Genomic DNA, 16,759 nt, shown 5'->3' on the forward strand with positions numbered 1-16,759 from the left:
AAATGCCAGCTACATGAGAGGAAGGTTATAGCTCTTACCCGAAAAAATACGGTGCCAGGCACCTTCCAGAAAAAATTGTTAAAGGATCATTAGAACTGAAGTTTTAAGACCACCTGTTTTTTGTTCTATACCGAGATCAAAAGGCACAAGAAAACCGAATTGCACTAGGTGTATCAGTAACGGTATTTATATCTTAATAGCTTTTTCTTGTGTGATATTCACAGTCAATAAGATATAGCAAAAAATCAATTACTCTTTGATCTTCGATGTTAATTTGGTTAAAATCAAAAAAATGCATTGTAGCTACTGATAAAGTAATTGCATGCCTCGTTTGCTTCTCAGTATGTACAACTACAATGTCACCAGGTTGACTTGTTATTTGTTCAATGGAAACCTGGTGCCAGGCACCCTCCAGAAAATTGGAAAAAAAATAAGGTGCCAGGCACCATCCAGAAAATTGGAAATAGGTTCGGAAGAACCAAAAAGAGGATTAATAGTGTAAAACTCTATTGGTCCTCTTTTATTTTGTGCTTCTTTTTAAGGGAAAATACGGTGTAAGGCACTATCCAAAAAAATTGATAAAGGTTCAATAGAACCGGAATAAACCGGTGCCAGGCACCCTCCAGTAAACTGGAAATAGATTCGGGAGAACCAAAAAAAGGATCAATAGAGATAATACTCTTTGGTCCTTTTTTTAATAAATAAAATAGCATTTTTAGTTAAAATACCAAAAAGGAAAATGCTAGTTTCCAATAGAAAATTGAATTTTACATGTACAAACAATACGAAATCTCAATTTTACTATTTTGCGCATAAATACACTAATAGAGTAAGATAAGGCAAGATGTTAGGTAGTGTCAAAAGTTCTATGAAAACTACCTGAAGATTTAAACCCTCTCCTAGTTATTGGGATGGAGGGCCACGCAACCGCTCTTGACAAACACGCCAATGGTTTGATGGTAGTTTAACAAGGGCGAAGGGGACAAAAAGATGGCAAGCCAAATAGCCCTTGGTTATTTCCATTTTAAACCATTGGTAAGTTCGGTTTGTCAAGAGTTCGCTCCGCCGATTGCTGAATTAGGGCTCTGCTAAACAAAAAGTTAGGCAGTCTGTTCTACAATCCAATGTTGTGCTAACTCAATCAATTTTGTCCACCGTGCAGGCATATTAGGAAGCCCTAATAGTTCTGGATTAACGACTGGCACCTTTCCTTCCAAAGAAGCATGTGGTCTTAGAAAGTTAAAATAAGCCACAAATAAGGTGACATAGGATACTGATCCATGTTCCGATCCAAACCCGTGAGTAGATCGATAATTGCTCTTAAAAGTGCGATTAAGTCTCTCAATAATTTGTTTCAATGGTCGGAACTCCTTTGATACTTCATCCTCATTGGTTAGCCCAATAACTTGTGTGACATCAAATGAGATTCCGTGCTGAGCGAAAAAGTGTTGTGCTAGTAGATAGATGGGATTACCATCTACCACGAATGTAAGGTTCTCAGGAATGTCTTTCATTTTTAACAACACTTCATCAATTGCACGAATGGCAGACGTTGTATCTCGGTTTGCTGACACTGGATAGGAAAGGATGATCTTTTTCACCGCGTCAAAGAAAAAGAAAAGGTAGTGCCATCGGCCGTTTACTCTGATGTAGGTTTCATCACCACAGAATTGATCAGATAGTTCATATGGATAATGATCCACATAAGGCTTAAGCATTAATGACACGCTGTTTTCGTAGTTCAATATGGTCTGGTGTGAAATAAGCACACCATGAACATCCTGCATAATGGCAGCTGTTTTACGGGCCGAAAGGCCATAGTTGACATGATAGGTTAATATCAGTCCTAATGTATGTGGCGAAGCATGAAGCCTAGATAAATCAACCTTTGGTCTCTTTGGAGAATCCTTCGACAGTGGTTGAAATTCAATGTGAAACTGACGGAAAATGTATCTTAATTTAAATGCCTGAGGATGTTTTTTAAATTGATTTCTCTCTTTAGATGAAATCGCGTTTAACTTTTTTTGATAATACGGACACTCATCGTTCTTGCATTTGAACACGTGAAAGTCTTTTCTTTCTTTGATCTTTTCAAGATTTTTGGAACAATGCGGGCACTTTAATACGGCTTCTTTTGAAAAACGGTTTTTATCACTGAACAGACAGGAACAGACCTTACACTGATACTGCCCTTTATCTCCATTATTGGTATAAAGGTAAGTAGATGGAGCACCACACTTTGGACAGATCGTAGATTTTGGTACCGTAACCTTTGTGTTCTTATGCCTGCGTACAGGTTTCAAGGGTTTACCATTTTTCTCTACGTATTCCCTGAGGAGAACTTGATAATCTTGTTTTTCTGGAATTTCAATGATCGGCAGATCATCAACCTGGAGTTTACGATAAGGTTTATTTATAGGCTGTTCAGTCGGTTTATCAAACATATTTTTTCCAATAAGTAAGGTTAGTAATGTTCGAATAATTTGTTCTTGGTAGTTTATAAAAGTTAATAAATAGGTTATAATTTGAGGGTACAAATTGTCGCTTCCTTTCTAAGGTTGTTGAGAGTGTCGTAACCTCAATTATCCTTAGAATTCAGGGGGTGGCAATTTTTTTGCTTATAAAGCCCTCTATCACAGTATTCTATAACCTATTTCTTATAAAAGTTTTGACAATACGAGATGTTATAAGGGGGGAGAAGTATGGAAACAAGGGTAATGACAGTCGGTTTAAATGGAATGGATGGTTTTAAGGTGACTGTCGAGGTCAGTGCCAGGACAGGATGGGAATCTTTCATCATTGTTGGATTACCAGATGCTTCTATTAAAGAGTCCAAGGAAAGAGTTTGCAGCACTTTATACTATCATAAGGCAGATATACATTCTAAAAAGATTATCGTAAACCTCTCCCCCTCTGAATTTAAGAAGTTTGGTCCAGGATTCGATGCGGCCATTGTTGTTGCTGTTTTGAAGGCAATTGGACATTTGAATGTAGAGATAAAAGAAGATGTATGTATCATTGGTGCAATATCCTTATCAGGGGAGCTAAAATCATTTGAAGGTTTGATTCCTACCATGACTAACGCAATGAAACTTGGCTTTAAGAAAATATATCATCCCATAATAGATACGAGTTTATTTCCTACCATAATAGGAACAGATCTCATTCCCATTAACTCGATTGATCATTTAATTTCCCATCTAAAAGGGCAAGAAACCTTTCAACTTTCACCCTCTCAAGTAATATCACCAATTAACCCTATTACCCATACTGAAACAAGTGTTGATTTCCATGATATCATTGGTCATGAACAAGCAAAGAGAGCACTGGAAATTGCAGCGGCTGGTGGACATCACATATTAATGACAGGTCCACCTGGATGTGGAAAAAGCATGCTCGCAGATGCTTTTAAAACAATCCTCCCCGATTTATCAGGGCAAGAATTACTAGATATATATGGACTTTATCAACTGGGAAGGGAAGCCTTACCTCAAGTAAACCGTCCCCCACTTCGTCATCCCCACCACTCGGCATCAGCAGTATCACTACTAGGAGGAGGAACCTATCCTAAACCAGGTGAAATTTCATTTGCTCATCATGGAGTGCTTTTTTTAGATGAATTAGCGGAGTTTTCAAGAAAAACAATTGATATGCTTAGGCAACCAATTGAAAATGGAGCAATTACGATTAGCCGTGCTAAGCAGTCTGTTACTTATCCTGCAAAGTTTATTCTTATTGCTGCAACGAACCCTTGCCCGTGTGGTTACTATGGTTCTAACCAAAAGTATTGCACATGTACGATGAAACAGGTGAAAGCATACCAACAAAGAATTTCAGGACCAGTCCTTGATCGCATGGATTTTATTCTTCCCTTAAAAAGTGTACCACTTCATTCAAAAGATAAACGTGGTGAGTACTCTAGAACTGTAAGAAAAAGGGTGGAAGAGGCGAGAAAAAGACAAATTAATCGGTTTGGAGTACTAAACAATCGAGTATCCTATCATTTAATTCAAGAAACCTCAAACCTAACAAATAATCAACTTCAAACTTTTCAAGAGGTTTGTAGAGAAAATGGATGGAGTAATCGTGCTCAAGTAAAAATATTAAGAGTTGCTAGGACAATTAGTGATCTTATGAATACACAAAACATTAATAATGAAGCGATTGAAGAAGCAATTAAATGGAAAAAGGAATCACTTCTTTAAATATATGGGAAGAAAAAGAAGAATCTGGATACCAGAAGCTTATCATCATGTGTATAATCGTGGTCACAATCGACAGAATATTTTCCATGACGAAACGGATATGAATGCCCTATTCACTATACTAGAAATGATTCATCAACAATACACACTCTCCATCTGTACTTACTGTATCATGACAAACCACTATCACTTACTTTTAAAAACGGAGAAAACCCATCTTTCAGCGATTATTCGGATTATGCAAAAGCATTATGCTGATTACTATAACAAGCGTTATAAAAGAAGTGGCGCCGTATTTGACCAACGCTTCAAAAGCAAGCCCTTCACTGACCCATATTCCCTACTCACCGTAAGCCGCTATATTCACCGGAACCCCATTCGTACCAAGATTCCTATGGTGAAACAGATGGAACACTATCCGTATAGTAGCTACAAGTTTTATAAAAATATTCAACCTATTAATTATTTTTTCTTTAATGATACAGATGTTATAAGATGCTTTAATTTACCAGAACAACAAACCCTAGAGCATTATTGCCTGTATATAGAAGAGAGAGGAGAAGAGGAGGACAATTACTTGGAGTGAGTTGGATTATTGCACTACTCTACGCAAAGGGACTTTTTGTTATATTTTAGGAGTAATTAAAGGATAATTCGTATGTATTATAGAATTACCTTTATTTGGTACAGATAAAAAGGAGGAGAATGATTATATGAAAAGATTTAGTTCGATTATACTAGCTCTAATTCTAGCGATTAGTATTTTTACACCAGAACATGCTGGTGCTGCTAAAAGTTTTCCTGATGTCACAGGAGACTTCTGGGCAAAATCAGAGATTGGTTATTTAACAGATTTAAAAGTTATTAATGGGTATGAAAATGGAAAATTTGGACCAAATGACCGAGTAAAGAGAGTCCAAGCAGCAGTAATGATTGTTCGTGCTTTAGAATTAGATACGAACAATAGACCTGATCCAGGCTATACAGATATTCCAAAGGACTATTTTGCTTATAAGGAAATTTCCGCGTTAGTAGATGAAGGTATTTTCCCGAAATCTAAATCTTTTTTTCCGAATGAAGGGTTAACTCGAGCTGATATGGCTATGGTTTTAGCAAAGGCATACAATTTAACTGGAACTTATACAGGTCCTATTGTTGATGTTCCAAAAAACACAGACACTTATACCCATGTTAGTGCGTTAGCTGCTAATGGCATTACAAAAATATATGATGATGGTACATATAAACCCAAAAACATTGTTAATCGTGCTCAGTTTGCAGTATTTTTTGCACGTGTTCTTGATCCTTCTTTTCGACCTCAACCTGAAAACTCAAGAACAATTCCTTCTACAAAAGGAGTAACTTGGACGGTATCAGTTGACGATGAATGGTTACATGGCGAGCATAAATACGAAATTGAATTAACAGATATTATTACGGATGGGAACACAGCATGGTCAATGATAGAAGATGCAAATATGTTTAATGATCCAGCACCTACAGGTAAAAAGTATATTCTTGCAAAATTCAGAGTGAAGTTATTAGAATTAGAGGGTCTAACATACGATTACTATGACGTTAATTTCACTAATTTTGATGCGGTGAGTAAAGATGGTAAAGTTTATGAGGATTATTTTAGTGTAGTAGAACCTGAACCAAGATTTGATGCAGATCTTTATGTTGGGGGAGAAACTGAAGGTTGGGTTGCATTCTTGGTTAACGAGGGAGATGAACCATTAATTGTGTGGAATCGTCAATGGGATGATGTTTTGTGGTTTGCCCTTAAATAATCAAATAGAGTTAGCCCAGGCTGTCGAGAAATTCTCCACAGCCTGGTTTTAGTTATATATTTTATAATAGTTCAAAAATTAGAAGGAAGGTGTCAGGCATTTTCATTCATCTTACATTTAGAACTGCTTTAATGCCAGGTCATATGCATGCTTTTGTCGAAGTTCGATGCACATAGTATAAGCTTGTTGATTTTGTTTAGAGTCATAATACTTCTTACCTAGTTTAAAGATACTATACCCAGCTCTTAGTGCGATTAAAATTCCTGTTGGATCTGGTATAAATGCATCAACGATAAGACCACCTAGTGCCTCAAAACCAATTTCTAATCCTACACCAAGGACGCTAAAAACAATGAGTTCAGCTGTTGCTGTCATAATGGAACTCATATATTTCTTTCGTGCTTCGTCCCTTGTTTCTCCATTTTGTCGATTTTTTATAAAATTTAATGTAGCCAGAGCTATGCTCATGACAAAGAATGTTCCATTGATTGTGCACATTTCTATAAACAGTTCTGAAGCACCAACGAGTGATAAATGAGTTAAACATATAGTTAGCGTTTCATTAGTTATAAAACTGAGAGTACCTAATCCAAGCCCTATAATGGTGTTGGCCTTTGCGGAAAGTAACGCATCAGCTTTCTTTTGTGCCCAAGGACGTGGATCTTTTTTGAGTCGATATAAATTCATTGCTTCGTTAATTGTTAGATACACGATTGTGGAGGAAGCTGAAGAGGCTGCCCCTTCTTCCCAGAAGTTTAGAGTGATTATATCTTCATTATAATCTAAAGTCATTGCGAACTTTTCATCATTTGTTTGTACATATTGTAAATATTCTTCTTGAGTTGGATTTTTTGTATCCCCACCATGAAGATGCTCTCTATGTCCTTCTTTAGTTGCCAATATTATATTATCTGGATCACTTGCTAACATTGTGTCGGTTGGATTTTCACGGACTGTTTCTACGTGATGCCCTTCAATATTTTGAACGGGCTTAGCTGCTCCATCCTCCCAGCTCCGTATATCCTCTATCTCTTTTTCAGTAAAATATGTGTTGTTTCCTTCATCATCAATATAATTAAACACTTCTCTAGGTGCGTTTAAATCTCCATTAGCAAAGAAACGATAGCTTTCCCATTCGTTTGTCACTCCATTAGAACGTGCTGTCTCCATTGAGATGTCTGGATTGTTAGTTTGTGATGCCTGGAATTCTTGATAGTATAAGGTTGCCCTTTCTTCATATTCTAAGTATTCTTCCTCTCGTGGCTCAATGAATAGTTCATCAGCCATCCATGTGCCAGAAATAACTCCTAATAGGGTACCATGGAATTTTGAAGTATCTGAATGAAAAGATCGACGTTGCTGGTGTCGGATTTGTTTCATAGTTAGTTCACCTTTTTAGTGCTTGTATCTAATATGAGTTCTGTCAGTTTTGGTTTTGCATTAGGTGATAGTTTAGCAAAAATATCAGAATAGACGCTTTGGAAATATATTTGAGTTGGGGTTGTGAATAATGAATGCTCCCAACCACCAAGCTCGTTGGATAATTCATTTAATCGTTCCCCCATTTTATAAGTGGATTCGAATTGGTTAAATTTTGAATGCACTCTTTTAAATGCTTGAATAGCACTTTTGTTATATGCCTTCAAACCTTCTTTAGAAGGTTCTTTATTGATATACTCCATTAGTTTAGTCGAGATTAACTGGTATCGGTTCTTTAAACTTGGATAGTGTTTCAGAATATTTTGGTCAATAGATTCATCGAGTTCTTCAACTTTGCTTAAGTCTATTTCTGTATTATTTTCTGAAACGAGCACTTCTAATTGGTTTAATATATGGGTTGTGCGTTTTATAAAAATATTCTCTTGTTCTTTCATAAATTGATTACCCATTCGAAGTGTTTCATCTTTAATAGCTTTAGCACTCAACCAATCTTCTGGCTTACAATTGTCTAAGTGAATCCTTGCAGCATGATTAAGTTTTTCAATGATTTTCTTTTTCATTTTGTCATCTGAGTCTTGGAAAAGGGATATTAAAGTTTCTCGGTAAGATGAGATAAAATGAGAAATCATTGGATACTTATTTATTGCTGTTTCTAATAGTTGAACTTTTTCATTCAATGATTCTGTAATTGTCACTTTCTCAATCCAATATTGAATTTCTTCCTCTTCTTCGTTTAAATATATATGTAATTTATCAACGAGAATTTTTTCAACTTCTTTAAAGTTTTGAGAGAGAATCTCTTTTGCCTCGATATTAAAGTGCGTTATTTCATTTATAAGATCTTCTGCATGTTTTTTTGTCTCTACCTTGCTCTGAGATATTGCACTCATTACAGTCTTATTTAATACTTCTGAAGATTCATAGATTGACTGTACTACTTCTAATTGGAATTCTTCCAGTTTAGCTTCGTTTCTTCTTCTAATTCCATTTAAGCGTTCCCTCTGTTTTTCTTCGTCAATCTTGAATTCATTAGTAAAATCTAAGATCGTTTGTTTAATCCATTTTTGTTGTTTAAGCTGTACATTAAGGATATAGACTAGTAGGAATATTGTAATAATGAGTAGCGTTAATAGTGCATAAGACATGTTAGATCCTCCTAAAATAGTAATTTATTACATAATTATAATGAAAAGATTCGAATATATCATTGTATAGTTATGGAAAACTTCTCTTATTTAATATAAATGCCTCGAATTTTAGACAACTATTTACCTAGTAATTTGATCTTTCTCTATGGATATAAGGAGTTTTATCTATTTATTAAAAAAAGTAATAATAAGTAAAAATATTAGAATAGTATATTACACCTTAATTTAACCCCAGTTCCGTGCAAATATTTACAAAATAATACAAATATATATAAAATTTATACTAACATTAAACATTATTTAAGGAAAAACCACATGTTTTTACAATTTTCTGTAAAAAAATTGTATTTCGGGTTTCAAAATAATAGTTTTACTGGTAAAATATCACTGGGATTGCTTTCCTTAAAAGTAATAAAATTGAACTACTACTAAAGGAGGAATTTGATGAGTTACAATCCAAAGTCTCATAAAAAGTTATTTACCGCTGCAATTTCAGCGACCATGATCACGGGTACATTTGTATCTTTAGCACCACTAGCTGCGAATGCAAACGAGGTAAAGAGTTTTGCTGATGTTAAGCCGAATGACTATTTTTACAATGCAATTACTAGCCTGACATCAAGAAACATTATTAAAGGATACGAGGATGGAACCTATCGTCCCTATGAGTCAGTGACTCGTGCTCAAGCAGCGAAAATCGTAGCTTTATCACTTGGACTTGATACAACGAATGTAAAGAATCCGGGTTTTAAAGATGCCAACCTTACAGATTGGTACTATGGGCCAGTTGCTGCCCTTGTGAATGCGGGGATTATGAGTGGATATGGAGATCAATTTAAACCAAATGAGCCATTAACTCGTGCACAAATGGCAAAGATTATTTCCTTAGGTTATAAATTAGAACAAGGAGAACTTAGCAATAATCCATTTAAAGATGTAAAGAGTACGGATTGGTTTGCACAGTATCTTCCTGGTCTAATTTCTAGTGAAATTACAACTGGAAAAACTCCAGATACATTTGCTCCAAACTTAGAAGTAACTCGTGGCCAAATTGCTGCATTTGTTTATAGAAGTGAGGTTGCAGTTAATCCAGTATCAGTAGAATCTAAGATTGTTAACATCACAAATACCACTCTTGAACTTTCTAGTGGAACATATTCCTTAAATGAGGATCTAAAGAAATGGTTAAACCCATCCAATCTTACAGTGCTTAAAGGGGCAAACGTTAAAATCTCTTTAAAAGATTCTAATATTGTTGGTATTGAATCTCTTGAGATTACAGCGAGTGGAACTTCGAGTGAAGACTCTTCTAACCCATTAAAAAATCATGTTGTATTTGATGGAAAAGGAGCTACTCTTAGTGGCGATTTAACAGTAAATGGTGACTTTGTAACAGTTAAGAACCTTACAATAAAGGGAGATTTAGAGATTGGTAGTGGAGTTAAGAACAGCTTCTATTCCGATAACATTTCTGTAGAAGGTAACACTTCTGTCTCTGATAGTGCTGTTGCAACTGTTAATGAAAGCTCAGGTTATTTCTACAAATCCCTTGCATATAAAGTATCGGCTGAAAATTTAAAGGCAGCCAAGATTCAAGCCTCATCTCCTGTCATTATTTTTGCTAATGCAAATATGAATTCAATTGAAGTATCTAAGAACGGTGTAGTAATTGAATCAAAGGGATCAACAAAAGTAACCGAATTCAATATTTCTTCTAATATCGTATTAAAAGCGGATGAGGGAGTAGTAATTCCTAAGGTAACAGTAAAAGAAGGTGCATCCCAAGTTACTATTGACGCATCAGTAACAGACCTTGCAGTTGCTACAAAAGAAGCACTAACTGTAAATGGTAAAGGGGACATCAAAAACCTAAAAATAGAATCAGGAAAAGAAGTTAAACTAGAAACTGAAGGAAAGATTGAAAAGCTAGAAACAACTTCAAAAGATTCAAAGATTTCTATAGGTGAAAATACTAAAGTCGTAGATTTAGTTGTCCCTGAAGGATCAAGTGCTGAAGATATCATCGAAGATTACGAACAAGTTAAAGAAAATATTGAAAAAGTGGGCGGAGAAGTTGTGACAACGCCGGCCCCTGCGCCTGCTCCAGCACCGTCACCGGTACCTGCTCCGGTGCCAAGTGTTCCGACACCACCAGTTGACACAACACCACCTACAGTAACAATAGCAACTAATACATCTGTAAATATCAGTGAAACAGTTGATATACAAAGTTCAGAAGCAGGTGTTGCTTACCTAATACCAAGTAGTGAAAATCCAACTTCAAATGATGAACTTGATCGATTACTTAACGATGGGGTTGCTAGATACGCAGTTGTGAGTGAAGCTAATACAGATATTCATATACCTACAACAGGTTTGACAGCAGGCGACTATAAAGTGATTGTGATCGACAGTGCTCACAATCTTTCACAGCCGCAATCTATAACTTTAAATGATGTATCTGCTCCTCTTATAATTAGAGTCCATGCTATTGATAATGACTTTAACAACGTATTCAGTAAATATGACCAAATTAATATTACATTTGATGAAGAACTAGCAACTGAATCAAAAGCCGCTGTTCTATCTGAACTCGAGCAAATGACTAACTTATTTGGGAATGGTGTTAGCGTACAATGGATTGAGCAGGATCCCAAAACAATAGCTGTAACCATCATGACAGACGTAGACTCTTCTATTGATCTAGGTGATTCACTGATACTATCTAGAGAAAATGTTTATGATGTATCAAATAACAAATATGACACTAATGTCACATTTACTGTGCCTTCTAAGTTTAAATTAACAGGAGGTGTAATTATTCCTGGAGGGTTATCAACTACTACTTTATTAAAAGTTAGATTTGCTGGAGAGTTACATGAAGATACAAAACTTTTAACAGAGGTTTCGGAGCTAATTGACAATAGTAGAGTTTCTAAGCTGAGTGGAGGTATAACTACTTCTTTAGAAGTAAGTAACGTAGAATGGAATGTTGAAAAGACTGAGTTGTTATTAACAATTCCTGAAACATCATTCGTAAATGGAGATATTGTTGATGTTCCATTTGTCAACGATGCTGTAAAAGATAAAAACTATAATAATGCAACTTTGGGTGGTATAGAAGGACACATTAGTTTAAGTGAAATTCCTGCACCAACTGATACGGAAGCACCACAATTAGGTCAGGTAACAGTAGATGGACCGGAAGGTGTAGAAGCACCCAACTTCGAAACCGGAACCACAGCAACATTGAATCTGACAAAAAGTCAGCTAACAGCAGTGACAGGTGGATCAGTAGTTGTAGATGACGTGAACCTAGATACATCGGAAGTCCGTGCAACTATAAAAAAGGGAACTCAAACACTGGTAACGAAGGATTTAACATATGTGGCCGATGGAAGTAAGTATGTGTTAAACCTAGCAGATGTAACAAGCTTCTTACAAAACGCTGAGGTTGGGACGTATACAATTGAAGCAACATTCAAGGATACGAAGAACAATAGTCAGTCGTATACATTGACCGTTGTTGTATCAGCAGATGATACGGAAGCACCACAATTAGGTCAGGTAACAGTAGATGGACCGGAAGGTGTAGAAGCACCCAACTTCGAAACCGGAACCACAGCAACATTAAATCTGACAAAAAGTCAGTTAGCAGCAGTGACAGGTGGATCAGTAGTTGTTGCTGATGCAAACCTAGATACATCGGAAGTCCGTGCAACTATTAAAAAGGATGCTCAAACACTGGTAACGAAGGATTTAACATATGTGGCCGATGGAAGTAAGTATGTGTTAAACCTAGCAGATGTAACAAGCTTCTTACAAAACGCTGAGGTTGGGACGTATACAATTGAAGCAACATTCAAGGATACGAAGAACAATAGTCAGTCGTATACATTGACCGTTGTTGTATCAGCAGATGATACGGAAGCACCACAATTAGGTCAGGTAACAGTAGATGGACCGGAAGGTGTAGAAGCACCCAACTTCGAAACCGGAACCACAGCAACATTAAATCTGACAAAAAGTCAGCTAACAGCAGTGACAGGTGGATCAGTAGTTGTAGATGACGTGAACCTAGATACATCGGAAGTCCGTGCAACTATAAAAAAGGGAACTCAAACACTGGTAACGAAGGATTTAACATATGTGGCCGATGGAAGTAAGTATGTGTTAAACCTAGCAGATGTAACAAGCTTCTTACAAAACGCTGAGGTTGGGACGTATACAATTGAAGCAACATTCAAGGATACGAAGAACAATAGTCAGTCGTATACATTGACCGTTGTTGTATCAGCAGATGATACGGAAGCACCACAATTAGGTCAGGTAACAGTAGATGGACCGGAAGGTGTAGAAGCACCCAACTTCGAAACCGGAACCACAGCAACATTAAATCTGACAAAAAGTCAGCTAACAGCAGTGACAGGTGGATCAGTAGTTGTAGATGACGTGAACCTAGATACATCGGAAGTCCGTGCAACTATAAAAAAGGGAACTCAAACACTGGTAACGAAGGATTTAACATATGTGGCCGATGGAAGTAAGTATGTGTTAAACCTAGCAGATGTAACAAGCTTCTTACAAAACGCTGAGGTTGGGACGTATACAATTGAAGCAACATTCAAGGATACGAAGAACAATAGTCAGTCGTATACATTGACCGTTGTTGTATCAGCAGATGATACGGAAGCACCACAATTAGGTCAGGTAACAGTAGATGGACCGGAAGGTGTAGAAGCACCCAACTTCGAAACCGGAACCACAGCAACATTAAATCTGACAAAAAGTCAGTTAGCAGCAGTGACAGGTGGATCAGTAGTTGTAGATGACGTGAACCTAGATACATCGGAAGTCCGTGCAACTATAAAAAAGGGAACTCAAACACTGGTAACGAAGGATTTAACATATGTGGCCGATGGAAGTAAGTATGTGTTAAACCTAGCAGATGTAACGAGTTTCTTACAAACTGCTGAGATTGGGACGTATACAATTGAAGCGACATTTAAGGATACGAAGAACAATAGTCAGCTGTATACATTGACAGTTGATATTACTTCCTAGAAAAATGCATAAGGTGAGGTCGACATCCCTCTAGAAGAAAGTTTTAGAAAAAAGCGTTGTGGAGGAGTCTCTACATCGCTTTTTTTCTAGGAAACATCTGTGCCAGGCACCTCCTAAAGTTATTATTGAAGGACTAGAGTATCAATTAATGGCAACATGGGTTGTGACAGATGGTCAAGGAGCCTGGACAGTGAATCCGGAGCAGCTTGTAATAGCAGAGGGAATTCATGCAGGTTCTAACGGGTAATTACAAATAACTGGCTGATTAAAAAGTGAAAAATCACTAAATTGCTCTGTGGAGAATAAATACTCTACAGGGCTTTTTAATCTAAAGCGAATATATCAACAATTCAACTATATATTATTTCATAGAATAGCTATTTTTTTGGGAGCATCGGAGCATCGGTGCCAGGCACCCTCCAGAAAACTGGTAATAGGTTTGAGAGAACCAAAAAAGGATCAGAAGAGGGGAATACCTCCTGATCTATTTTTGCTCTAGTTGGATGGCTCGTACAATTTATGAAAAAACCATTACAGGTCGCTTTCTTAAACTTTAGCATTCATCTTGAATAGCACTTTTTGGAACATTGGTGCAGGCACCATCCAGGAGAGAATCGGGTACCAGGCATCACCCAGAAAATTGGTAAAGGTACAATAGAACCAAGAGGAAAGTCTTTCAGAATATATTCTAAGGTTCAGATGTAATTTGCGTCGTCTAGTGTCATGATTATTCCACTGTTTCGCCTGGCACGATTCAGCTAGCTGGTAAAAGATTCGCAAAAATGAGAAGAAATACAAAGTGAAATATTTCATATAGATTCTCTTTCCTTTCCTCTACTTTTTTTATTAAATCATTTTATCCATAAGTTTTGAGGAAATTCCGGTGCTAGGCACCCAACAGAAAACTGGTAATAGATTTAAGAGAACAACTAAAGAAACAGGAGGAGGGTATCCTCTCCTGTTCCATTTTTACTTAGCTTGGTGTATGCACAATCTATAAAGAAAACCTATACAGGTCATTTTTCTTAAACTTTAATATTCATCCTGTATTGCACTTTCACATGTTCTACATTCACGGGGATAGGAATCCCATTCAACTTTCTGGGTTAATAAATTTACTACTTTAGCATTTTCAAACTGTGAAGCTACTTCTAATGCTTCAACTTTTGTGTCAAAATCACCTATAAATTGATCATTTTGATAAACGCGTGATGGTTTATTATCCCATATAGTAGAGTTTGGATACCAGACTTCCACATTTTCAAATTCTTTCGCAAAATCAATAGCTTCCTCTTCTGTATAGAATCTACCGATTATTTCTTTGTTTTGATAAACCGCAAACTCAGGAATATCATATATTTCATTTTCCTCATTATTTAAGGATGTGTCAGTATTTTGTTGATCTATCGGACTGGACTGATTTGTTTCCGATTTATATAGATTCCTCTCCTGGAGTAGATATTGCTCAATCAACTTAATGATTTCGTCATTATTTTCATCTTCTGCAACCATCAAAGGGGTCCAACCAGCATTGTTTGGTGTATTTTGAGCTCCATAGCTCAATAACAGCTCCACTATTTCACTATTGTTTTGTGAAACGGCAATCCATAGGGGGGTTATACCATTATGATAGGTTAATTCTATATCAGCCCCATGATCCAAAAGTAGTTTCATCATTTCAGCTTCATTAGTAAAAGCCAATTGGTAAAGAATACTATTACCAACCCAGGATTTTATGTTAGGATCAAATCCAGCTTGCAGGAACAACCTCACTGCACCAATTTCCCCAAATGAAATCGATTGTCTGAATGCGTCATCTGAGTTAATTTCTAGTAGATTCAGTGCTTCTAATGCATCCTCTTTCGTTTGGATGGCATCTTCAGCACCTAATTTTAGCAAATAATCAGTTACCTCTTGTTTACCTTCATAATAAGAGAGTAGTAGAGGTGATATTCCTCTATTATTTATAATGTTTAACTCTAGACCACCGATATTTAGTAGGTCAATCATCCGAATAAGATCTTGGGCAGTAGTATCCATCATTCCAAATATAAGCATAATGGGTGTATTACCGTCTTTATCCTTACTATTTGGTTCAAATCCCAGCTCTATTAAATGTTCTACCATATCAAATTTTCCATACCTTACTGCTGCATGTAACATAGTGTAATTATAGAATTTACTTCGTTGTTCTTTATCCAGAGTTGCACCTGATTTAATTAAAAAGTCAAATGTATCAACATGACCATTTTCAGCTGCTACAAATAACGGAGCAGTATTATCAGACGTTATCTTATTAAGTGAAACAGAAGCACCTTCCTCAATTAGTGTGTTTACAATATTAGTGTGCCCTTGATGTGCAGCTAAGAATAACGGTGTTTGTCCTTGATCATCAAAATAGTTAACATTTGCACCACTATTAATTAGCTCTGTTACTTCTTCAACATCACCATCCCACGAAGCCTGCATAAGTGATGTCCATCCATGTTCATCCTTTTGATTAATGCTATTATTATTGAATTTAGATAACAAGCCCTCAATTGTATTTTCATCAACCATATTAAATACTGTTTTCCAAATATAAATACAAATAATACTTATAGTGATTAAGATCCCTATCAATAATTTTTGGTTCATGATGTTATAACCTCCGCTGTAAAAAATACTGCTATATTTCTAGTCTTACTGAAGATATTTGTTAAAAGATCCACTATATTCGACATTATATACTATTAATCTACGTTTAGTAATAAAATGTCTAAAAGGGTATGACTATGGTTTTAATTGGAATAGATGGCTTACTGGACATACCACAATAAAATACTTTCTTCGACACTAAACGACAAAACTTCCGCATCATCTATAGTAGAATTGTAATATGAAATATCTCCTATAAACTAATAACATATAAAGGCAAACTTATTGAAAAATAAGGACGCAAAGCCACGAGTCTAAAGTCATAATAGACAATGATAGTCGGGTTGCCATAATTAAGAAATGATCACTTCTACTATTTTGGCTGCCTAAGGGTGGCTTTTTCAATTGGGATTGGGAAATTAAGGATATCTCGAAGCCTTGAAAGATTTTAATAAATAGGAATTAACAACTAGAG

The 16,759-nt window shown here is 36.2% G+C and carries 8 protein-coding genes and 1 riboswitch; of the genes, 4 read left to right on the forward strand and 4 right to left on the reverse strand.

Translation table 11 applies throughout. From position 1 onward, the window contains the following. Window positions 1-1,100 precede the first annotated feature (1,100 nt). Window positions 1,101-2,537, reverse strand: a complete 1,437-nt coding sequence (locus tag M1D60_RS02120) for a DDE-type integrase/transposase/recombinase (RefSeq protein ID WP_456277055.1) — start codon at window positions 2,535-2,537, stop codon at window positions 1,101-1,103. Window positions 2,538-2,702: 165 nt separating this feature from the next. On the opposite strand from M1D60_RS02120, the gene M1D60_RS02125 reads away from it, so the two are divergent. From M1D60_RS02125 to M1D60_RS02135, 3 genes are all read left to right on the forward strand, one after another. Further along, window positions 2,703-4,205, forward strand: coding sequence for a YifB family Mg chelatase-like AAA ATPase (locus M1D60_RS02125; RefSeq protein ID WP_456277578.1), 1,503 nt, complete (start codon window positions 2,703-2,705; stop codon window positions 4,203-4,205). After that, window positions 4,165-4,791 carry a transposase gene (locus M1D60_RS02130; RefSeq protein WP_456277579.1) on the forward strand — a complete coding sequence of 209 codons (627 nt, stop codon included), beginning with the start codon at window positions 4,165-4,167 and terminating at the stop codon, window positions 4,789-4,791. Before M1D60_RS02125 ends, M1D60_RS02130 begins: the two co-directional genes overlap by 41 nt. A 127-nt stretch (window positions 4,792-4,918) precedes the next feature. Continuing rightward, window positions 4,919-5,995: an S-layer homology domain-containing protein gene (locus tag M1D60_RS02135; protein WP_456277580.1), complete on the forward strand. Its 1,077-nt coding sequence runs from the start codon at window positions 4,919-4,921 to the stop codon at window positions 5,993-5,995. 117 nt (window positions 5,996-6,112) lie between these two features. Here the strand turns inward: M1D60_RS02135 and M1D60_RS02140 are convergent, their stop codons facing one another. After that, on the reverse strand, window positions 6,113-7,375 hold the full coding sequence (locus M1D60_RS02140) for a hypothetical protein (protein ID WP_456277581.1): 1,263 nt from the start codon (window positions 7,373-7,375) through the stop codon (window positions 6,113-6,115). Window positions 7,376-7,377: 2 nt separating this feature from the next. Further along, on the reverse strand, window positions 7,378-8,580 hold the full coding sequence (locus tag M1D60_RS02145) for a hypothetical protein (protein WP_456277582.1): 1,203 nt from the start codon (window positions 8,578-8,580) through the stop codon (window positions 7,378-7,380). A 447-nt stretch (window positions 8,581-9,027) separates the two neighbouring features. On the opposite strand from M1D60_RS02145, the gene M1D60_RS02150 reads away from it, so the two are divergent. Then, entirely contained in the window at window positions 9,028-13,647 is a 4,620-nt protein-coding gene (locus M1D60_RS02150) for an S-layer homology domain-containing protein (protein WP_456277583.1), read from the forward strand. Window positions 13,648-14,679: 1,032 nt separating this feature from the next. On the opposite strand, the gene M1D60_RS02155 is transcribed toward M1D60_RS02150, so the two are convergent. Then, window positions 14,680-16,284, reverse strand: coding sequence for an ankyrin repeat domain-containing protein (locus M1D60_RS02155; protein WP_456277584.1), 1,605 nt, complete (start codon window positions 16,282-16,284; stop codon window positions 14,680-14,682). A 265-nt stretch (window positions 16,285-16,549) separates the two neighbouring features. Next, a riboswitch (cyclic di-GMP riboswitch) is annotated at window positions 16,550-16,636 on the forward strand. Window positions 16,637-16,759 lie beyond the last annotated feature (123 nt).

This window comes from Bacillus sp. AK128 (genome assembly GCF_053903075.1).